Source organism: Coleofasciculaceae cyanobacterium, from assembly GCA_036703275.1.
GTDB lineage: Bacteria > Cyanobacteriota > Cyanobacteriia > Cyanobacteriales > Xenococcaceae > Waterburya.
The window spans coordinates 160,553-182,805 of sequence record DATNPK010000025.1 but is presented as its reverse complement, the minus strand read 5'-3'; the positions used below and the strand labels follow the sequence as shown (position 1 = coordinate 182,805).

General features: G+C 39.1%; 13 protein-coding genes. All 13 read left to right on the top strand.

The annotated features are described in order from the left end of the window. Positions 1-3,022, top strand: a 3,022-nt coding sequence (locus tag V6C71_05965; GenBank protein HEY9768041.1) for a malectin domain-containing carbohydrate-binding protein, incomplete at its 5' end; no start/stop codon positions are given. 549 nt (positions 3,023-3,571) lie between these two features. Then, positions 3,572-5,074, top strand: coding sequence for an ABC transporter ATP-binding protein (locus V6C71_05960; GenBank protein HEY9768040.1), 1,503 nt, complete (start codon positions 3,572-3,574; stop codon positions 5,072-5,074). A 208-nt stretch (positions 5,075-5,282) separates the two neighbouring features. Beyond that, the gene (locus V6C71_05955) at positions 5,283-6,440 is read left to right on the top strand and encodes a glycosyltransferase family 4 protein (GenBank protein ID HEY9768039.1); all 1,158 of its coding nucleotides are present in this window, start codon (positions 5,283-5,285) and stop codon (positions 6,438-6,440) included. Positions 6,441-6,474: 34 nt separating this feature from the next. Beyond that, complete coding sequence (locus tag V6C71_05950; protein ID HEY9768038.1) at positions 6,475-7,632, top strand: hypothetical protein; 1,158 nt, start codon at positions 6,475-6,477, stop codon at positions 7,630-7,632. After that, positions 7,629-8,684, top strand: a complete 1,056-nt coding sequence (locus tag V6C71_05945; protein HEY9768037.1) for a glycosyltransferase — start codon at positions 7,629-7,631, stop codon at positions 8,682-8,684. Before V6C71_05950 ends, V6C71_05945 begins: the two co-directional genes overlap by 4 nt. 126 nt (positions 8,685-8,810) lie before the next feature. Then, entirely contained in the window at positions 8,811-10,121 is a 1,311-nt protein-coding gene (locus V6C71_05940; GenBank protein ID HEY9768036.1) for a DegT/DnrJ/EryC1/StrS aminotransferase family protein, read from the top strand. A gap of 312 nt (positions 10,122-10,433) precedes the next feature. Further along, a complete protein-coding gene (locus V6C71_05935; protein HEY9768035.1) occupies positions 10,434-12,107 on the top strand; it encodes a GMC oxidoreductase in 1,674 nt (557 codons plus the stop codon). A gap of 94 nt (positions 12,108-12,201) precedes the next feature. Further along, the gene (locus V6C71_05930) at positions 12,202-15,690 is read left to right on the top strand and encodes an amino acid adenylation domain-containing protein (protein ID HEY9768034.1); all 3,489 of its coding nucleotides are present in this window, start codon (positions 12,202-12,204) and stop codon (positions 15,688-15,690) included. 333 nt (positions 15,691-16,023) lie between these two features. Then, a complete protein-coding gene (locus V6C71_05925) occupies positions 16,024-17,400 on the top strand; it encodes a hypothetical protein (protein HEY9768033.1) in 1,377 nt (458 codons plus the stop codon). Between the two features lie 21 nt (positions 17,401-17,421). Then, positions 17,422-18,615 carry a glycosyltransferase gene (locus V6C71_05920; protein ID HEY9768032.1) on the top strand — a complete coding sequence of 398 codons (1,194 nt, stop codon included), beginning with the start codon at positions 17,422-17,424 and terminating at the stop codon, positions 18,613-18,615. A gap of 4 nt (positions 18,616-18,619) precedes the next feature. Then, complete coding sequence (locus tag V6C71_05915; protein HEY9768031.1) at positions 18,620-19,708, top strand: acyltransferase; 1,089 nt, start codon at positions 18,620-18,622, stop codon at positions 19,706-19,708. 39 nt (positions 19,709-19,747) lie between these two features. Further along, the gene (locus V6C71_05910; protein HEY9768030.1) at positions 19,748-20,890 is read left to right on the top strand and encodes a glycosyltransferase family 1 protein; all 1,143 of its coding nucleotides are present in this window, start codon (positions 19,748-19,750) and stop codon (positions 20,888-20,890) included. A gap of 70 nt (positions 20,891-20,960) precedes the next feature. Continuing rightward, on the top strand, positions 20,961-22,199 hold the full coding sequence (locus V6C71_05905) for a glycosyltransferase (GenBank protein ID HEY9768029.1): 1,239 nt from the start codon (positions 20,961-20,963) through the stop codon (positions 22,197-22,199). Positions 22,200-22,253: the final 54 nt, after the last annotated feature.

Here is a 22,253-nt window from a genome sequence, read left to right as displayed (position 1 = left end):
CTCGGCTAACTTTGGCAATACTGGAGGATTTCAAACTTACGCCAATGTAGTGATTAATAACGTCAATCTGAGTGCAGGAACACAAGAGTTACGTTTGGATATGAAGTCTAATGATTTCAATCTTAACTATATTGAGCTAGTACCTACCAAACCTGTTGCCGATCAAATAGCACCTGTTGTTAAGTTAGAAAATACCCCTGATAATTCAGATACTGTAACCTTAAATCAACTGACCAATAGTACAACTACTGCTAATTTTTCCGTTACCTTCGCTGACAATATTGGAATTGATGTTGCAACTATCGATGCCAATGATGTTACCATCACTGCACCTAATGGATCGACCGTACCCGTTAGTTTAGTTGGTATCAATACTAATGGTAATGGAACTCCTCGCACCGCTACCTACTCCATTGCAGCACCAGGAGGCACTTGGGATGTAGCCGACGTTGGAGACTATAGCATAACAATTAATGCAGCAGCAGTTAGCGGTACTAGTGGCAACACAACAACTGCCAAGACTATAGGCAAACTAGCCCTCAATGTATTGACCCCTGTATCAGACGGCGTTATTCGGATTAATGCAGGTGCTAGCGCAGATGCGGTTGACTCTTTTGGTAAGCTTTGGCAAGCTGATGCTAACTTTATTGGAGGTCAAGCTATTGCTCCATCCTATAATCCGATTGATAATACAAAAGATGATTTCATTTATCAGTCCCAGCGAGTTGGCACTAATTTTTCTTATGCTATCCCTGTAGCTAATGGTAACTACAATGTCAGCCTTCATTTTTCGGAATTAAACTTCACTGATGCTGACAAAAGAATATTTAATGTATCCTCAGAAGGACAGACTGTTTTAAACAACTTAGATCTCTACAGATCTACGAGAAACGCCTTCCTGGATGGGGAAAATGATGCCAACATTCAAAAAATCCACAATATCGCCAAAGTTACCGATGGCAAGCTCAATCTAAACTTTACTTCCCAGTTAGATCAGGCGGCTTTAGCTGGCATTGTCATTACTCCCATTAAAGGAGCAAAGGTACTGGTTGAAGAAAGTCAGCAACTCACTGCGGTAACAGAAGGTGGTAACAGTGACACCTATCAAATACTGCTCAATGAACAACCTACTGCCAACGTGACCATCAATCTGCAATTAGACGGTCAAACTAGCGTCGATAAAAATAGTTTGATATTTACTCCTCAAAATTGGAGTACCCCGCAAACTGTCACGGTTAAGGCGATCGACGATACTCTAGGAGAGAGTTTTCACTCTTCAACTATTAAACACACGATTGCTACGACCGATAGTGCTTACAGCGCTTTGACCATACCAGATGTCACAGTTAAAATTACTGACAACGATCTAACCGAGGTCAAATTCAAGCCGCAACAAGAAATCGCTCAAATTGAAGATGGATTTTATGGGACAACTTCTAGTGCTTGGGGTCCCGATGGCAGACTCTATGTGGCATTAGCCAGTGGACTGATCAAGGCTTATACCTTTGACGATAATTATAAGGTAACTAGTGAACAAAGTATTGATGTAATTAAGGGTCTATCTAATCCCAATATCACTGGTATTGCCTTCAATCCCTTTGAGAACGACGGTAGCCAGCCAAAACTTTATGTTTCTCATAATAAGTTTTACGCCAATCCATCGGCATACGGTGAAGGTGGGTTTGATGAGCTGACTGAATTTTCTCCCTATAGTGGGCAAGTCTCAGTATTAACAGGAGCAAACTTTAATACTCTTAATCCCCTAGTACAAAATATTGGTGTTTCCAACCACGATCATGGAGTCAATGGATTGGCGTTTGATGCCAATGGCGATCTTTTGATTACCTCTGGTAGTAATACTAATGCGGGGATTGCGGATGATGCAATTGGCGGCATTGATGAGTCACCCTTCACCGCAGGTATTCTTAAGGCACAAATCACCAAGCCCAATTTCAACGGCAAGATTATCTATCAGCTACCTGCTGATTGGGTTGCCCCCGCAGGACTAACAATACCCAATCCCGAAGCCAGCCAAGGTTTTGGCGGCATTGTTAAAGTTGCTCCTGGAGTTGATGTCTCAGTTTATGCCCCTGGCATGCGGAATCCTTTTGATTTAGTTTTTGCCACTAACGGCAAGGTCTATGCAACGGAAAATGATGCTAACTCTAGCTTTGGCGATGTTTCTCTTAGTGCCACGACCCAAGAACCTTTTAATTTAGATCCTTTAAATGAGATCAACATCGTAGAGGAGGGCAATTACTACGGTCAGCCTAATCGTAATCGCGGTAAGACAGATAATCGTCAAAACACCTACCATCCTTCATATGAACCAAGCAAGGATGGCTATACCGCGCCGATTGGGCAATTTGACCTACCAATTCAGGGGATTATTGAATATCGCTCTACTGCTTTTGGTGGTCAATTGCGAGGTAATTTACTGACCCAAGAGTTTAATGGATCTTTGCATAATGTCAAACTTTCTCCTGATGGAACTAAGATAGACAATACTAATTTGCTGGAACCTAATCTGGTTGATGCCCAAGGACAGCCAATTAAGGTCAATCCCTTTTACACCACTAAACCTGGTGATAATCCTGGTGAAATTATCTATAACAGCAAAGGTTTAGACGTAATCACTGGTTTTGCTGGAGCAATTATTGGTCTTAACGAAAGTGATAGTCGTGTCGCAGTAATTGTGCCTGATGATGACGCTATAACTGCAATGACTGCCTATGAAATATCAGATTGGCGCGCGCCTGCTAAAGGTGGCGGTCAGTTTACTATCGGTGGGGTCAACTTCTCTGGCTTAACGACAGATACAAGCGTAACCATTGGTAATAAAACAGCCACAATTACGTCGGTTACTGGTAAGCGAATTGTTGGAATTTTTCCAACCTTTGATTTTACCGATCCTATCTTTGCATCTACAGAATATACAGAAGATAAACTACTGAATATTACTGTTGCTAGTGGTGGTGAAGTTTCTATTATTACTGATGCTTTCCAGCCACTGTTTATCTAAATTTTAATTAATAGTTCAACTCACAATAAACTTAATTAACCTCTTGTTTTACGACGGGAGGTTTTATCATTTTTTTTATCAAAAATTCATTCAAAAAACACCCGTTATATTAGATCTTTATTTGCTAAACCAAGTTATCAAGGTTATAACTGAAAATATATATAGATAAAAAATTTAATTAAACCGCTTATTTTATATGAATTGTTTTCAGATAAAAAAAGTAAAGTTAATTTGATTTAAAAAATATTTAGCAGCTTTTTACCAGTGATGAACAAATTTTTATCTAAGTTTTTTTACGTGACCAAAGGTAAACATAAAGCTTTCTTGGGCATAAGCTGTCTGTTTGTGGTCAGCTCTGTATTTGAAATGCTCGGAGTTGGACTAATGGGACCCTTTGCAGCTATGGTAACAAATTCAGATTTTATAACTAATAATAGCTGGATCAATGATATATATGTAAGATTTGCCTTTAGTTCAAGTCAACAATTCATACTTTGCTTCGGTATATTTACAGTTGTTACTTTCTATATTAAAGCTGCTTTGGGTTTTATGGCTCAAAAGTCAATTGCCGAATTTTCTCATAGTTTAAAAGGTGATTTATGTTCCAAATTGATGAAGTCTTATTTAGCTGCTCCCTATACACTTCATTTAACTAAAAATTCGGCTAATTTAGTTCAAAGCGTAGTTACATTTACCGATCATTTTTGCATTGGTTTAGTCTTATCTTTACTAACTGCAATATCAAATGGAGTAGTAATTGTTGCTCTAGTAATCTTATTAGTATCGACCAATGCAGCAGCATCAGTCGGAATTTCCATTGTTTTGCTGATTGCCCTGGCTGTATTGAACCCGTTAAAAGGGAAGCTTGCCCATTGGGGAAAAGAAGGTTTTGATGCTTCTGCTGAAATGATTCGCACCCTCAATCATGGACTAGGGGGATTAAAAGAAACTAGAATCATTGGCTGTGAGCCTTACTTTCAAGGTCAAATGAACGAGGCTGCTAAGAAGTATTCAAAAAATATGGGGTCAGCATCTGGCTATGCTAACTTGCCCCGCTACATAGTTGAAGCTGTAATTATCAGTTTTTTAATTGTCTTTGCTTTCCTGTTTGTAACTTTTAATCAGGACAACAGCCAAAACCTCACCTCTATCTTTGGTATTTTTGCTATTGCTTCAATTCGTCTGTTACCCGCTACTGGTAACACCATTTCGTGTATCAGCGTAATTAGATACAACATTCATTCTCTTGATTCATTATTTGCCGAACTAAAAGAGGCAGAAAGGTTTGAAGCTCAAAATGATGATTTTGGTGCTTTCCAGCAGCGAGATCTACAGCAAGCCAAAAAACTTAATTTTCAGTCAGAAATTGCCGTTGAGAATTTAGTTTATAAGTATCCTAGCGGGGCAACAAATGCTCTAGATCAGATCAGCTTGACCATTAAAAAAGGACATTCCATCGGTCTGATTGGTAAATCTGGTTCTGGGAAAACAACCCTGGTAGATGTTTTGATGGGTTTGCTTTCACCTAAGAGTGGAGATATTTTGCTTGATGGTGTTTCGGTTTACTCTAATTTAAGAGCATGGCAGAACCTAATTGGCTATGTTCCTCAATCTATTTTTCTAATTGATGACACTCTAGAAAGAAATATTGCTTTCGGCGTACCAGATAATTTAATTGATCGCCAACGAGTCCAAAATGCGATCGCCGCAGCTCAATTAACCGAGGTAGTAGAAAATCTGCCTATGGGTTTAAACACCACGGTAGGAGAAAGAGGCATATTGCTATCTGGAGGCCAACGTCAACGAGTGGGTATTGCTCGCGCACTCTATCACGAAAAAGAAATTTTAGTGTTTGATGAAGCAACCGCCGCCCTAGATAACGAAACTGAGAACTTAATTACTGATGCCACTAAGGCACTTTCTGGCAGCAAAACTATTATTATCATTGCTCATCGTCTCAGTACGATCGAACATTGCGATCGCATCTATCGACTAGAACAAGGCGTTATCACTCAGTCAGGTAACTATCAAACTGTCGTCTTGGATCAATAGTTTTTTTACTTTGTCATCTGACTATTTGTTCTTTCATTATGCAGTTATTAATCTTTTTTTATTAATAAATAAAATAAGTTTAATTTAACTTTTTATTATCGTAAAGGTTTTATTAAGTTAGCTTATTACATTTAAAATAAATAAAGTAATTATAAATTACTCGTCTACTTTTTGTTGACCCATATTTAAATTAAAAATTAGATAGAAAATGAAAATAGCATATATAACTGTATATGATTCGACAAGATTAACTGGTTTAGACGAATGGTCTGGAACGGGATACCATATTGCAGAAGCATTACGTTCGCAGTCAATCGATCTTAACTACGCTGGTCCACTTAAAGATTCAATTTGCCTAAAAGGCCTTCGCAAAATAAAACGTCATTATTATCAAACATGTCACCAAAAACGCTATGAAAAAAACCCCGATCCACAAACTTTGAAATATTATGCCAAACAGGTTGAGCAAAAACTTTCCCCTCAAAAAAATGAGATTGTTTTTAGTGCTACAGTCGATCCCATAGCCTATTTAGAATGCGATCGTCCAATGGCTTTTTGGGCAGATGCGACTTTTGCTGGCATTGCTGATTTTTATCCTCAATACAGTAATCTGCATTCTGATGTTGTCCATGACTGGCATCAAATGGAGAAATTGGCATTAGAAAAATGTCAACTGGCAATCTATTCTTCGGACTGGGCAGCTAGATCGGCGATTGAATTTTATCAAGCTAATCCTGACAAGGTAAAAGTTGTTCCTTTTGGGGCAAATATTAAAAGTGAACTTGATTTCTCCCAGATTAAAGATGCGATCGAAGTCAGACCATCAAATGTCTGCAAACTGTTGTTCATGGGTATGGAATGGCTTAGAAAAGGAGGGGATGTTGCCTATGCTGTCGCCAAGCAGCTTAACCAGTCGGGTTTAAAAACAGAATTAATTGTTGTCGGTTGTCAACCGTTGATAAACGAGCCAATTCCTGAATTCGTTAAACCACTAGGCTTTATCAGTAAATCAACGTTAGAAGGAAAAAAACGTCTAAATCAGTTGATTATAGAATCTCATTTCTTGATTTTACCGTCCTTGGCTGACTGCACGCCGATGGTTTTTCCTGAAGCAAACTCTTTGGGTGTTCCCTGTTTATCAACTAAGGTTGGAGGAATTCCCAGTATGATTCACGATGATGAAAATGGCAAGCTGTTTGCTTGTGATAGCGATATTGTCGAGTACTGCGACTATATCACTAATTTATTTTCTGATTATTCAAAATATAAACAATTAGCTTATGCTTCTTACTCAGTTTATAAATCTCATCTAAATTGGCAAGTCTCAGGACAAAAGGTCAAAAGTTTATTGACACAAATTGTTTAATTTTACAGTTAACTAAATATATTTAATCAACACTATGTTACCAAAAGTTTTTTTTTACACTACCTCTCAAGAGGGTACGCCAGAAGGAGCTTATTTTCAGGATTTGATTGTTAATTTGGCGACAGGATTTAAACATTTGGGAATCGAATATTATGCCAGTAATAATTATTGGCAAATATCTCCTGATAGCGATCGCTATCTTCTAGAATCCAATCCCAATGTTACGCCCCGTGATTGCGACATTGTAGTTATCGAACGTCAGTGGTACGAGGAAAATGGTTCTTTACCTAAAGATTTATTTGCACCATCTCGTCAATATAAAACCGTATATCTGGACTGCGAAGACGGCATTGCTGGTATTAGAACGGCATCCTGGCTGCCTGAATTTAGACAGTTCGACTTTATCCTGCGAACTCACTATGCCAACCACACTAGATATACAGCTAATGTATATCCCTGGGCTTTTGGTCTATCGGCGAGAGTTTTGCAAGAGTTAGCAGAGGAAGTACCCTGGACAGAAAAAAAGCAGTCAGTGCTAGTAAATTTCCGTCATCAAAAATTTAGTCATTCCTTAAGACATTATGTCCAGAAATCATTTATACTACAACTTGGCGAGTATTTAAGCGTTGATACATCCTCAGACGATATGACAGCGGTAGCTCAAGATCCTTATCATTACCTCCGCTGGGTACAAACTGGTAGACGGCACTTTCCTAATTACTATCGTCGCTTAAAACAGTCTGCTGCCTGTGCCTGCTTTGGCGGATTTTTCTTAGCCCCTGGGTTGGCTGATTATAACGAACTGATGACTTACTACTTAGTCAAAATAATTGCTGAACTGGGAATCAAAACTAACCGAATTAGTCAGTGGGATAGTTGGCGATTTTGGGAATCAATGGCAGCGGGTTGCGTTACTTTTCACGTTGATTTTGACAAGTACGGTTTTGTACTTCCTGTCATGCCTGAGAATTGGCGACATTACATTGGTATTGATTTAGACAACATCTCCGAATCGATCGAGAGAATAGCCGATCAGCCTCAGCTTTTAGAATACATTTCCGCCGAAGGTAAAGCCTGGGCAATTGATAATTATGGTCCTATACCTACTGCCAAACGTTTCTTGGAAACAGTTGCAGATATCAAATTGGCGGATATTAATCAACTCCAACCAGAGGTAAGTTTAATTAAATGAAATCTAGCCTATTAGTCAGTATTATTATCAACAACTATAACTACGATCGCTTTTTAGCAGAGGCGATTGATAGTGCCTTAAATCAAAGTTACACAGATATTGAGGTAATTGTAGTTGACGATGGCTCAACAGATAACTCCCGTCAGATTATTTCTGAGTACGGCGATCGCATTATTGCTATTTTACAACCCAACGGTAAACAGGCAGCAGCATTTAATAGTGGATTTGCCAAAAGCAAAGGGGAGATCGTGATCTTCCTCGATTCTGATGATTTCTTGTTTTCCCAAGCCGTAGCGGAAATTGTTGCAATCTGGCAACCAAATTTAGCCAAGGTGCATTATCGCTTAAATGTCGTTGATGGAGCAGGAAAATCTCTCGGCTATTCATCACCCCAAGGGAGCAGTCCTTTATCTCGTGGCAAAGTATGGCAAATGTTGCTCGAAACAGGAGGTTATAACAGCACTCCTACCAGTGGTAATGCCCTCAGTCGTCAGGCTTTAACTAACTTATTTCCCATACCCGAGCAATATAAGCTTACCGCCGATGATTATTTGTCTTTTCAAGTGCCTTTTTATGGCGAGGTTGCAGCCATCGAGCGACCACTAGGAGTTTATCGCGTCCACGATAGCAACCAGTGGGCATTAGCTACGGTGACGGGCGATCGCTTTAAACGGTTTGTCTGTCATGATCTGCAAAATTTTTCCTTGCTAACTAAAAAAGCTCAGGAGTTAGGATACCAAATTCCTCCAGACTTAGAACAACGTTCTATTGGCCGTCTTTGGTCGCGGATTATCTCATTAAGGTTAAATATCCAAACCCATCCCGTCAAAGGCGATCGCTCTACCAAGCTGATCTATCAGGGAATCAGGAGTCTGTGGAAATATTCAGACTTTAATTTGCCCAAGCGCATCTTTTATAGTCTGTGGTTTATTTGGGTGGGATTAATGCCCTTACCTTTGGCTAAACCAGCAATTTCCTGGCTCTATGCTCCCCAGCACCGTCCCAAATTGGTTAGCTGGACAACTAACCAACTAAGGACTTTAATCAGCTAGATCCCAGTCCCAGACCTAACTTTTATTGCAGCCAAAACTTAAACAAAATCTCCTTAAATATACGGTTGCAATTTATCCTACTTTATTACTACAAAAGTGTTATTAGAATTAAGGAATAAATAAATTATGTTAAATTTAAGCCCTAGTCCCAGAAACCGTCTTTATACCGATCTTAATAGTTACACTCAGTTTTTGGGCTATGTCCTAGGAGGACGGTTCATCAATAGTAAAAAAGACATCGATCGTTTTGAACATGAATTGCGCCTGCGGTTTAGCTCTCGTTATGCGATCTGTGTTTCTCAATGCCGAATTGGGATTTATTTTGCAGTCAAAGCTTTAATCAAGCCTGGACAAGAAGTAATTCTGTCTCCCTACACCATTGCCGATGTGATTAACATGGTAATTTTTGCGGGAGGTCGTCCTGTATTTGCCGATGTCGATCGCTCAACCTGCAATATATCTGCAACAGATGTTGAGAGTTTAATTACCGCTAATACTGGAGCAGTTTTAATTACTCATTTACATGGGGTTGCTGCTGAGGCACACCGGATTAAAGCAATATGCGATCGCTCTAATATTCCGATGATTGAAGATTGCGCTCAATCCTTTGGAGTAAAAGAGCAAGGTAAACCAGTAGGTACTATTGGCGAAGTGGGTATCTTCAGTTTAGAGATGCACAAAAACTTACCTACCTGGCGTGGAGGCGTTGTCGTTACCGAGCGCGATGATGTGATGGAGAAAATACAGGCTGAGTCCCAAAATTTCTCGACTTCACCACTGCCGCTACTATTTAGCAAATTAAAATCAGGATTAAAACACGATCTTGTTACTTCGTCGCTTTTTTTCCCGCTAATTTATCCTATTCTGCGCTTTAGTACTCTAAAAAATGTTGAGGCAATTAATAAAAGTACTCGCCGAAAACCACAAGAAAGTGAGGCTGCATCAGAACTACCTGACGTGTACAAGTCCTATTACACCTCATTCCAAGCTCGCATTGGTCTGTCTCAACTCAAACAGGTCGATACTAAAATTGAGAAGAGAATTGAATACGGTCGGATGTATCACGAAGGCTTGAAAGATATTGATGAGTTGATCTTGCCTCCTTTACAGGCAGATAAATCCATTACCTATCTTTGGTATCCTCTCCAATGTCCTGACCGAGAAGCATTGCGTACATTTATGTTCGAGCATGGAAGAGATATTGCTCTAGGTCACTTTATTAATAACGCTGATACACCTCGATTCGAGGAATTTTATCGCGATTGCCCCAACGCCAGACAAGTTGCTCAAGATCTATTGTATTTACCCACTTACCCTAGCTACTCCCGCCGTGATGTAGAGAAAAATATCGAAGTGATTCGACTCTACTTTAATTCTCAAGCGAAAGAAATCAAGCCAGAAAAAATCAAGCCAGAAAAAGTTTTGCTTAACAGTTGAGGTTTAAATAGCTTTGACCGTAAGTTTTAAACTCGTTTCAACTCTAGTTATTAACCAGGGCTTCGCCCTTAGAGGTATGAAGTATAAGGTTTGAAGGAAGAAGCAACAAGCTAGCTTCATGCTTCTTCCTTCAGGACACCCGCCCCGTCGTTCGTGACGGAACAGGGAAGAACGAGACTGCCGAGGTCTCCTGGGCAGCTCGATACGTCCGTTTTGAGAGAAACACAAGCCTCTTTTAAACCACTGAACTTCGTACTTTTTTCTTCATACTTTTTTTGACAATTGCTACATTATATTTCGTCACTTTGACTTATGTTAATTGATGCTGAAACAATCCAGGATAAAGCCACTATAACTTCTGATATTGGGGTGGTTGGTGCAGGCCCAGCAGGAATAGTCTTGGCTTTAGAGTTAGCACAGGCTGGGTATGACGTTGCTCTACTCGAAAGCGGTCGCTTAGATTTCTCTGAAGCAATTCAAAACCTTGGTGATGCTAATCACTTCGATCCGCAATTTCACGCACCTATGTCAGAATCAACTCGGCGACAGATAGGTGGCACATCTACTATTTGGGGTGGACGTTGTGTACCATACGACCCCGTGGATTTTGCGCAACGCAATCATATTCCTAACTCAGATTGGCCCGTAACTTATGAAGAGCTGAAGGTCTATTTTCAACGAGCTTGTGACTATTTTTTGTGTGGCAAATCTGAGTTTGACTTGAACAATATGTCCCATATTGAGCAGAAGTCAATTGTTCCAGGTTTACCTGACGAGGAAGTACTCACTTCAACTTTAGAGCGATGGTCGCTACCAACTAATTTTGGTAAAGAATACTTGGCTCAGTTGAAACGATCAGAACGGATTAAGTTGTTTTATGGCTTGACCTGTACCGAAATTAACACCAATGACCAGGGTGTTCGAGTTGAATTACTTCGGGCAAAAACTCTCGGCGGTAAGAATTTAAATATTAAATGCCAAAAGTACGTTTTGGCGGGGGGTGCTTTAAATAATACTCGCTTACTCTTAGCTTCCGATCGCTACCATGCTGGCGGTATTGGCAACCATAGTGGACTGTTAGGCAAGTTCTACATGGGTCATCTCTCAGGAGATATTGCGATCGCTCATTTCACGACTCCCCCCAAAGAAACGGTTTTCGGCTTCGATCGAGATTCAGACAATACGTATATTCGGCGACGTTTTTCCTTTGCACCAGAATTTTTGCAAGAGCAAGAACTTTCTAATACAGTTGCCTGGTTGGGTACTCCCGACTTCGGCGACTTTTCTCATCAAAATGGCATTTTGTCTTCTGCTTACATTGCCTTGAGCCTACCTGTATTGAAGAGTCGTCTTGGTGCTTCAACAGCTATAAGAAAAGCAGCGATCGGTAATGATAAAGGGATTTACTATCGCCATATCATGAATATAATCAAAGATTTTGGCGAGATACTTTCCTTTATTCCGAACTTTAGTTATAGAAGATTCGTGGCTAAACGAAAAATTCCTGCGCTGTTTGTTTATAGTGCTGCCAACGAATATCCGCTGCACTATTACAGCGAGCAAGTGCCAAACCCAGATAGCACCGTCAGCCTATCGGATGAAACAGATGAATTGGGTATGGGAAGACTAAACATCGATCTTCGCTTCACGGATCGAGATATTGAAAATGTAGTTAAAGCTCATCATCATTGGGATCGGCATTTAAGAAAACATGAATCCGGTTATTTAAAATATTTGACTGACGATCTAGAAGCAAGCGTATGGTCCCAGGCTGGGGATGGATTTCATCAGGTTGGTACTACTCGTATGTCAGAACATCCAAGTAAAGGTGTTGTCGGGTCAAACTGTAATATACATGGATTCGACGATCTATTTGTTGCCAGTAGTTCTACCTTTGTGACTTCAGGACAGGCAAATTCTACATTTATGATTGTAGCGTTCGCCTTGAGATTGGCAGACCATCTGAAGCAAGAATTGATTCAGTAAGCAGTATCCTGCACATTTTGCAAAGGCAGCTGGCATTCACTTCATCAAATCCTTTTTATCAAGCAAAAAAATTACCGAGAGTAAATAATTTAAGATGTCTATATCTATTAAAACGGGAAGTCACCCCAATACGTCGATCGCCAAGTACGAAGCATTTTGGGCGACAAGATTAGCGGATCTACAGCCATTAACAATTCCTTTCGCTAAACAAACGCTAACGCAGAAGCGACAGTTTGTAGAAGTTGTCCTGCCAGTTCCCGAGCGGCTAATCAATTCGTTGGAAAAGTCCTTTCTCGCTATTAAACAGGCAGATATTCTGTTTACTGTTTTAATCAGTTATTTGGCTAGAATCAGCGGAACGGTTTGTTTTGATATTGGATTTACTGATCTTGAATTAAAGCAAAATATCGAGCCTGACGGTTCTTTGGCGGCCTATATCCCTTGTAAAATTGAAATAGACTTAGAGCAAGATTTAAAAGAAGTAGTTGAAGTTGTCCAAAGGCAAATTGAATTTGCAAAACAACATCAAAGTTATGCATTAGATATTGTGACTCGATATCCAGTTTTGGATTCAGTACCAGGTATATATGATGGACAATTATTGCCCGTAATCGTGGCACGGGTATCAAACCTAGAAGATTTAGCAGGCGATCGCGCAGCAGCCATCCTGGAGAGCGACCTTACTCTAATCATTCCAGACCATGGTCAAGCATTTTGCTGGCGATATAACTCTGAGGTGTTCGATAGTAATAGCATTGCTAGAATGTGCGACCAGTTTGAAACTTTGTTGCAGAGCATAGTTGCAAATCCCGAACAATCTCTTGCCTACCAGTCACTATTACCCGCAGCAGAAAGTCACAAAATACTGTGGGAGTGGAATGAGCCTGAGGTTGATTTTTCTCAGGATAAATGTCTTCATCAGTTGTTTGAAGCGCAGGTAATGCGATCGCCCAATGCTGTTGCCGTAGTGTTTGAAGATCGGCAATTAACCTATCGAGAGCTGAATAATCGAGCTAACCAATTGGCTCATCATCTGCATTCTTTAGGAGTTGGTCCTGAGGTACTTGTTGGTATTTGTGTAGAGCGATCGCTTGATACGGTGATCGGATTGATGGGAATTCTCAAGGCAGGCGGCGCATATGTACCATTAGATCCAGCTTATCCTCAAGATAGAATAGCTTATTCTATTGCTGATTCTCAGATCGCAGTATTGTTGACCAATGAACAGCATTTAGCCAACTTACCACAAACCCAGGCAAGAGTAGTATGTTTAAATCGAGATTGGCACATAATTTCTTCCAATAGTGTGGAAAATCTCAGCAATCAGACTGAGCCGTCGAACTTAGCTTACGTGATCTATACTTCGGGAACTACAGGTAAGCCAAAAGGAGTTTTAATCGAACACCATAATGTCTGTCGATTATTTACCGCTACCCAGTCGTGGTACAACTTTAGCTGTACTGATGTTTGGACGATGTTTCATTCCTATGCTTTTGATTTCTCTGTTTGGGAATTTTGGGGAGCATTACTATACGGTGGAAGATTGGTAATAGTACCTTATTTAGTCAGCAGATCTCCCGATAGTTTTTATCAGCTTCTCCTAGACGAGAAAGTTACAGTATTAAACCAAACTCCCTCAGCTTTTTCACAATTAATCCAGATAGACGAACGCTCAAATCTAAATTCTCGGTTAAATTTGCGTTTAGTTATTTTCGGTGGAGAAGCATTAGAGATACACAGCTTGAAACCCTGGTTTGAACGGCATGGCGATCGCCATGCGCAGCTAGTAAATATGTATGGCATCACTGAAACCACCGTACACGTTACTTATCGCCCACTTACCATGGCAGATACTAATCAGCAGAGCAGCGTTATTGGCTGTCCTATTCGAGATCTCAAAATCTACTTACTAGATAAATATTTACAGCTAGTACCAATAGGAACTATCGGTGAAATGTATGTTGGCGGTTCAGGTTTGGCTCGTGGATATCTAAATCGTCCTGAATTGACCCAAGAAAGATTTATTTCTAGTCCTTTTGATTCCTCACAAAAACTATATAAAACTGGAGATTTGGCACGTTATTCCAGTGATGGCGAAATCGAATATCTGGGAAGAATCGACAACCAGGTAAAAATTCGTGGTTTTCGGATTGAGCTAGGAGAAATTGAAGCGGTTTTGGCTCAACATCCAGAGATACTTCAAAGTGTGGTCATAGTCAGGGAAGATACACCAGGTGATAAACGTTTAGTTGCTTATGTCGTAGGTAAGTCTGGTCTAAATCTTACTGTTGAAAATTTAAGAAAAGTCCTCAAACAGAAGTTACCCGACTATATGATTCCTGCATCTTTTGTGCAGCTAGAAAAATTTCCCTTAACCATCAACGGGAAAGTGGATCGTCGTGCTTTGCCAGTACCCCAGCAACTCCTACAGAATTCAGCTGAATATATAGTTCCACGAAATGAGTCGGAGAAAAGACTAGTAAAAATTTGGCAGGATGTTTTAGGTAAGGACAAGATCAGCGTAACAGCCGATTTCTTTGATTTGGGAGGTCATTCTCTACTAGCTGTAAGTCTGCTAACACAAATTGAAACAACCTTTGATACTAATATTTCCTTGGGAACTTTTCTTTCTTCCCCCACAATTGAAGGTATAGCCAATGTCTTATCTCAAAAATCATCAACATCCAGCTCCTTGCTTTTTAAAATTAGAGCTACTGGCTCAAAGCCACCTCTTTTTTTAATCAATGCTGTTGGCACTGGGATGTTGGCTTATAAACTATTAACCAAGTATTTAGACCCAGAGCAACCTGTCTATGGAGTTCGGGCGATGGGAATGGATGACGATCGCGTGCCTCACAACCGAATAGGAGAAATGGCAGAAGCTTATATAAAAGAGATTCGTGCCGTTCAACCTGAAGGTCCTTACTTTTTAGCTGGTTTATGTACGGGTGGTACAGTGGCGTTCGAGATGGCACAAAGGCTTCATTCACAAGGCGTTGAAATAGCGTTTCTGGGCTTGCTTGATTCCACGGCTCGTCCCATATTAACCAAAACTAAGAGCGATCTGCCCGCCCAAGAGGTTGATCGCTCACCACCATCTACTATTTACGAGCGCTATATTAAGCATAATTTTCTGCTTAGAGGATTAAATAACTTAGTTGGTGTTGTAACCAATCCTCGACTTAAATTACAGGATAAATTGGCTTTTACTGCTGATATGGTCGAACAGCTATACCAGAAAATTAAAGACAAGCTGGAAGTGTTTACCTACAAAAACAACCAAAAAACTAAGCGTTTGCCTTATAGTGTTCGGCGATCGCGCGTTTATGAAGCTGGTATAGATGCTTTATTAAACCATACTCCATCAGTTTATCAAGGGGGGAAAGTTATCCTCTTTCGCGCTCCTGATAATCCCGAACATATATTTCACGATTATCAATTGGGCTGGAATGAATTTGTTGCTAATGAAATAGAAGTCCATGAAGTATTAGGCGATCAGACAACAATGCTTTTTGAACCAAACATTAAAATCTTAGCTGCACAAATAAATTCTTGTCTAAATGAAATTTATCAAAATAGTTAATCTAAAAAACAGTCACTTTTTAATTTTTACTTAATTCAAGTTATTAATTAGATAGATAAATAGATTACGATAATTTTATTTCGTTTGAATATTAACTAATGAATTTTATTAAAACCTAAAAAATTAAATCTCTAATCAATTAAATGTAGAGCTTAAGTCCAAAAAATAATATGGTTCATCAAAGTTAACTGCCTGAAATCACAGCGATTATTTAATCGATAGAGTCATACTAGACCTTGAAAGATATTTTCAGTTTAATTTGCGAAATATTTATTTTATAACCTTTAGTTTGTTTTAGTAAGCTTAACGCTGTTAGCTAAAATTTGAAAACTCATGATGTTTAATAGTGCAAAATTAACAACCAGAAAGTCAGAAGGTAGTCTCGCTTGGACTAACAATACCAATTTAATAATTTTGGCTTTTTCGCTAGTCTTTTATGGACGTATTTTTTGCACCATTACTAAGGCTCCACCAGTTTTGAATCATGCACACTTTGTCATTGTTCCTTTTGTTCTTTGGATTGCTCTAAGCACCACAGTAATCAAAAATGCCCAACAAACTAAGCTGGTTCAATCTTTGCTGTTGGGACTATTTATTTTCTTGGTGGCTATATTAGCAAGTGCCTTGTGGAACGGGGCTGGCTTAATCAATGCAGTTGCTAGCTTTATGATGCTAGGCGAGCCAATGATGTTTTTAGTGGCGATCGCCTGCATTCCTATGTCCCCAGAATCTTTTACCCGAATCAAACGGTGGTTTATGGGCTCTGTATTAATTAACTTTCTGTTAGCTGCTCTACAGAAACCATTAATTGATGCTAACAAGCTTTACGCTGATGGATTTAACGGCACAGATGGCTGTGGAGGCGTATTTTTTGTCTCTGGAGCAGGTAATTATGTATCCGCATCAATATCAATTGCCTTTGCTATTTATTTTTTGGTCAACGGCAAAAATTTTCCTCTCTGGGCCAGGATTACCGCTTTATTGGCTGCGCTTTGGCAACTGCTGTTTTCTGACTCAAAACAACTGGTGTTTGCTTATTTACTCGCCTGGATTCTATTGACTGTATTTAATTTTAAAGACGTAGGTAAAACAATCCAGCTACTGTTGGGAATTACGATTACAGGAATGATATTTTTCTGGTGCATCCAAAACTTGGAAGCGTTTGGCGCTTTTACCGCCTGGGCAAGACCAGAACTATATGGCGAAAATGGTGATGCCTGGTTCACTAAATTCTATTCGGTTAAAGCCATCCTAACTGAATTTGATTCTTGGGGTAATTGGTTGTTTGGCTTGGGACCAGGTCATAGTGTTAGCCGTTTAGGAGCCTGGTTTATGCAAGATTATCAGTGGATACTTGCACCTTTAGGAGCAACTACAACTTCGATTGGCATAGATTCACGAGAGTTTATTAATAATTTTTGGCTGGCGCAAGGTTCTAGCTTGTTTAGTCCTATTTTTGGTTGGGCAGGAATTTGGGGCGATTTGGGATTAGTGGGTTTAAGCGCATATTTGTTTTTAGCTTATTCAATTTGGAAACACTTTGGCTTGGACAATTCTCTCAAGATTACTCTGCTCGCGACTCTGATTTTGGGCTTTATCTTTACTCAGATCGAGGAGCCAGGCTATATGCTCTCAATTTCCCTGATGCTGGGGCTGGCATGGCATAAAAAACGGTTGAAATTTGAGCAGAATCAGCAGTTACAAATTTAAAATTTTCTATCTAATACTTTTATGTCTAATACCTTTAATCTTCAAAACTCTTCTAGTGTAATTAATGCAGCTCGCCAAATGCAGCGAAAACTGCGGGTTTTATTTGTTAGTCATACCTATGTAGTGGGTGTCAATCAAGGCAAACTTAAAGCGATCGCCGATACCCAAGAGGTAGAGCTGGCTTTACTTGCGCCCAGTAATTGGCAAGCTACGGAATGGAATCGAACTCTGGAGTTAGAAACTCCTTTCCCAGAAATTCGGATTTATTCAGCTCCTGTTTGGTTTACAGGTAGAGTCGGCGCACACTTTTATAATCCCTGGAAGATTGGGCAGGTAATTGATGACTTTAAGCCAGATTTGATTCAAGTTGAGGAAGAAATTTTCTCTTTGTGTGCTTTCGAGGTAGCTGTTTGGGCAAAGCTACGTCATAAGCCGATGGTAGTCTTTGGGTGGGAAAATCAGCTTCGTTCTCTATCTTTATTCCGTCAGTGGATTCGTAATATTGTCATGAGTTCGACAAACCTATATCTCGCTGGTAATCAAGATGGCGCCGAGGTAATGCGTAGCTGGAATTATCAGGGACAAATAGAGGTCATGCCTCAAATGGGGGTAGATACTAATTTGTTTGCTCCTCCCGAAAAAAACCATCAAGACAGACTAAATATTGGCTTCTTGGGGCGACTCGTACCAGAAAAAGGACTGGATACTTTATTTGCTGCGGTTAGTCAGCTAAAACAACAGGATTTAAGCTGCCACGTTACCATTTGTGGGTCGGGTTCTAGTGAAGCCGATTTGCGTCAGGAAGCTGAAAAACAAAAGATTGCCGATCTAATTACCTGGAGGGGTGCAGTGCGTCACGAAGCAGCCCCTACGGAATTAGGTAAATTTGATGTTTTAGTACTGCCTTCTCGTACCGTTGCTACCTGGAAAGAACAGTTTGGTCACGTCATCATTGAAGCAATGGCAATGGGTATTCCTGTAGTCGGCTCTAGCTGTGGTGAAATACCTTACGTAATTGCCTGCGAAGATTTGGTTTTCCCTGAATCAGATTCTACAGCTCTAGCAGCAATTTTAAAAAGAGCAATCTGCGATCGTAATTGGCGAGAAGAAATGGGGAACTATGGAATAGAGAGAGTAGAAAAATATTACTCCCACGGACGCATTGCCCGAAGATTAATCGCTCAGTGGCAAAAGCTAGTACCAATCTTGAAGTGATTTTATGAGTAAAGCAACTAGATTTGTCGGTATTGATTTATGTCGAGGATTAGCAGCCTTTGCAGTAATTCTAGTTCACTCAGGAGATGAAACCTGGGGAGTTCCCATTAGCGATCGGGCAATCCAATTTCGCTATTTGTTTTATTTTGCTGTGCCGTTTTTTTTAGCAGCATCTTTTTATTTTGGTACTACAAAATCACCTTTAAAAATTTCTGCTGCTTTTTGGCAGAAAAAGCTTCAGCGCATAGTAATGCCTTATTTGCTATGGAGCATTTTTTATTTGGTTTCTAAAACGATTATTTTTTCATTCACTGACAATACCGATCTAGTTCAACAATTGTTATCTGACCCATTAGCAATTATTTTTATGGGGGCAGCTTCTTATCATCTATATTTTATTCCACTATTATTAGCAGGAACTATTTTACTTAATCTAGCCAATTATCTGACTAAACAAAGAAATTCAATATTATGGTTATTTTTGTTATCTATTATCAGCCTGATTATTTATCAACTGTTAATTTTATCAAATAATAATTTTGATTTAGATTCTTATACTGCTTTTCCTGAATTAATGAAGTTGTTGCAACCAAATAATATTTTATATCAATTATGGAGAATTATTCTGGTTAATTTGGCTTGGATAATTCGCTGCGCGCCTTATTTTTTAATAGCTTTATTAATCAATGAACTATTGAAACAAAACAATTATAAATGGTTTTATAAAAAGCAAAATATGGCTATACTTTTTGTTTTATTTTTATTAACTAATGTAGCAGGAGAAAAATATTTGCCTAATGCACTAAGTGAGTTAATTATTGCTTATTCTTTATTACTTTGGGGAATTGCTATTTCTCAATATATTTCTAATAACGCTTTGATCGCTAATTTAGGCTTGTGTTCTTTTGGTATTTATTTAATTCATCCTTTTGTCAAAAGCGCAGTAGAAATTATTTTGATTAAACTTGTACCTCAAATTAGTCAAAGCGTTTCTATTGCTTCAATATTAACTTATTCTATATTGAGCTTTATAATTAGCTGGATGTTTATTTATTTAATGCAAAAAAATAAACTAGTTTCGCAATATTTATAAAATTCAAATAGTTTAAAACTTTACTTAAGGAAAAGATTAATGCGAGTAGCAGTTGTTAGAAGAGAACCGAATGTTGCTTTTAGTATGGATGTCTATGCTGATAATTTAGTTGAGCAATTAAAAAAAATTAGACCAAATTGGGAAATTATTGAAATATCGCCTGAGCCATGGAGTGACGATTTAGAAAATCTATGGCATTCTGGAAATCCATTACGCAAATATTATGAAAGGTTTTATAATCATCCTCGTGTAGTGAGTCAAACACAAGCCGACATATTTCATATCATCGATCATACTAATGGTCATGTTGCCTACGGGCTAAAAAAACTAGGTAAACCAGTGTTAATTACCTGTCATGATTTAGTGCAGTATATATATCCAGAAATTTTAAAAAATGAGTCTCGTTTTCCAGCTTTCAGCCTAGCAGTTTGGCAACATTCTGTAAAAGGAATTATCGCTGCTCATAGCACAATTGCCGTTTCAACTAATACTGCTAGAGATATTAATAAGTGGTTAAATGTCAATCTCGATCGAATAAAGGTAATTCCTAATGGAGTGGGGACAAATTTTTGTGTTCTTCCTGCTGAAAAAGTAGCTCAATGGCGTCAAAAGTATGTTGATTCACCAGCAGAAATTTGCTTATTAAATGTTGGCTCAAATCATCAGCGCAAAAACATTTTAACGGTCTTAAAAGCAGTAAAAGCGATCGCCAATCTAGATATTCCTGTGCGCTTATGGAAAGTTGGAGAAAAATTTTATCCAGAACAAGAGCAATATATTAAAGCTAATGGGTTAGCCAAACATATTACCTTAATTAATAATGCTGATAGCGAAGCTTTAATTTATTTTTATAATGCTGCGGATGTAATGTTAGCTCCTTCTTTATATGAAGGGTTTGGTTTAACTATTTTAGAAACTATGGCTTGCGGAACTCCCGTAATTACCTCTAATATTTCCTCTTTACCAGAGGTGGCTGGTGATGCAGCAATTTTAGTAGAACCAACAGATGTTGAAGCAATAACTAAAGCTGTAATTCGTTTGCAAAAAGATACTATTTATCGCCAAAATTTAATCAATAAAGGCTTGGTTAGGGTAAAAGAATTTACTTGGAAAAAAACCGTAGAGCAAACAGCAAATCTCTATGAAGAAATAGTCAATTCTCGAAGCAAAGTGCCTGCTTAGTTTAAATAGAAAAAGTTATCAAAGTTTTATTTATTTCTAATTAATAGTTCTTATTACTACTATAAATCCTATGAAAGTACTGCTGTCTGCATATTCTTGTGAACCAGGTAAAGGTTCTGAACGTGGTGTAGGTTGGAATTTAGCTAAAGAAGTTGCCAAATATCATGAAGTTTGGGTATTTACTAGACCAGATGAAAGCAAAACAATAATTGAAGCAGAATTAGCACGCCATCCAATTCCTAATTTACACTTTGTTTATTTTACTCTTCCCTTCTGGAAAGATAGTCTACGTTGGGGACAATCTGGGGCGATGCAGCTTCACTACTATTTATGGCAAATTCAGGCATATTTTGTTGCTCAAAAAATGCACCGTCATATTAAATTTGACATTGCTCATCACGTTACCTTTGTTCGTTATTCCGTTCCCAGTCTACTTTCCTTATTACCAATACCTTTCATTTGGGGGCCTGTTGGCGGTGGAGAATCTGCACCAGCAAAGTTTTGGACTGATTTCCATTGGAAAAACAAGCTATATGAAATTCTGCGTGAGGCATGGCGAGGCATCGGTGAATTAGATCCTTTAACTCGTTTGACTGCTAAAAACAGCACGATTGCTTATGCGACTACTAAGGATACTGCCAAAAAACTCAGCAAATTGGGTGCGTTTGCAGTAAAACAGGCTTCAGAGACAGGTATATCTTTATCAGAAATTGAGCAACTTAGTCAGTGTACCCCTCCCAAGGCCGAATCAGTCAGATTTATTAATATTGCCAGACTGCTGCACTGGAAAGGAATTTATTTAGGATTGCGAGCATTTGCTCAAGCTAACTTAGCAGATGCCGAATATTGGGTTGTGGGAGAAGGACCTGAACTAGAAAATTTACAAGCTTTGGCAAAGGACTTAAATATTGCTGAAAGAGTAACTTTTTTTGGCTTGTTAGATAGAAAAGAAGTTTTAGTCAAGTTAGGGCAGTGTTCTGCTTTAGTCCATCCCAGTTTACATGATTCAGGAGGATGGGTACCTCTAGAAGCAATGGCATCGGGAAGACCAATTTTGTGCCTAGATTTGGGAGGACCAGGAGAAACGGTAACACCAGATATTGGCATCAAAGTTCCTGCTCATAGCCCAGAACAGGCAGTTAACGATCTGGCAAAAGCAATGGTGAAATTGGCTCAAAATCCCAACTTGTGCGTCCAGATGGGACAAATGGGTCAACAGCGAGTCAAAGAACTTTACAGTTGGGAAGCCAAAGGAAAATGGCTAGCCAAAGTTTATAAAGATTGCGTCGGCGAATTTAAAAATAGCTAATCTTGAATGCCTGAATTCAATCGAGCATTTTAGAGATCGGGCATTGCTCAACAT

Excerpts from the sequence above, each read along its gene's own strand:
- V6C71_05960 (HEY9768040.1), top strand. The coding sequence starts at position 3,572 with ATGGCTCAAAAGTCAATTGCCGAATTTTCTCATAGTTTAAAAGGTGAT.
- V6C71_05955 (HEY9768039.1), top strand. The coding sequence starts at position 5,283 with ATGAAAATAGCATATATAACTGTATATGATTCGACAAGATTAACTGGT.
- V6C71_05950 (HEY9768038.1), top strand. The coding sequence starts at position 6,475 with ATGTTACCAAAAGTTTTTTTTTACACTACCTCTCAAGAGGGTACGCCA.
- V6C71_05945 (HEY9768037.1), top strand. The coding sequence starts at position 7,629 with ATGAAATCTAGCCTATTAGTCAGTATTATTATCAACAACTATAACTAC.
- V6C71_05940 (HEY9768036.1), top strand. The coding sequence starts at position 8,811 with ATGTTAAATTTAAGCCCTAGTCCCAGAAACCGTCTTTATACCGATCTT.
- V6C71_05935 (HEY9768035.1), top strand. The coding sequence starts at position 10,434 with ATGTTAATTGATGCTGAAACAATCCAGGATAAAGCCACTATAACTTCT.
- V6C71_05930 (HEY9768034.1), top strand. The coding sequence starts at position 12,202 with ATGTCTATATCTATTAAAACGGGAAGTCACCCCAATACGTCGATCGCC.
- V6C71_05925 (HEY9768033.1), top strand. The coding sequence starts at position 16,024 with ATGATGTTTAATAGTGCAAAATTAACAACCAGAAAGTCAGAAGGTAGT.
- V6C71_05920 (HEY9768032.1), top strand. The coding sequence starts at position 17,422 with ATGTCTAATACCTTTAATCTTCAAAACTCTTCTAGTGTAATTAATGCA.
- V6C71_05915 (HEY9768031.1), top strand. The coding sequence starts at position 18,620 with ATGAGTAAAGCAACTAGATTTGTCGGTATTGATTTATGTCGAGGATTA.
- V6C71_05910 (HEY9768030.1), top strand. The coding sequence starts at position 19,748 with ATGCGAGTAGCAGTTGTTAGAAGAGAACCGAATGTTGCTTTTAGTATG.
- V6C71_05905 (HEY9768029.1), top strand. The coding sequence starts at position 20,961 with ATGAAAGTACTGCTGTCTGCATATTCTTGTGAACCAGGTAAAGGTTCT.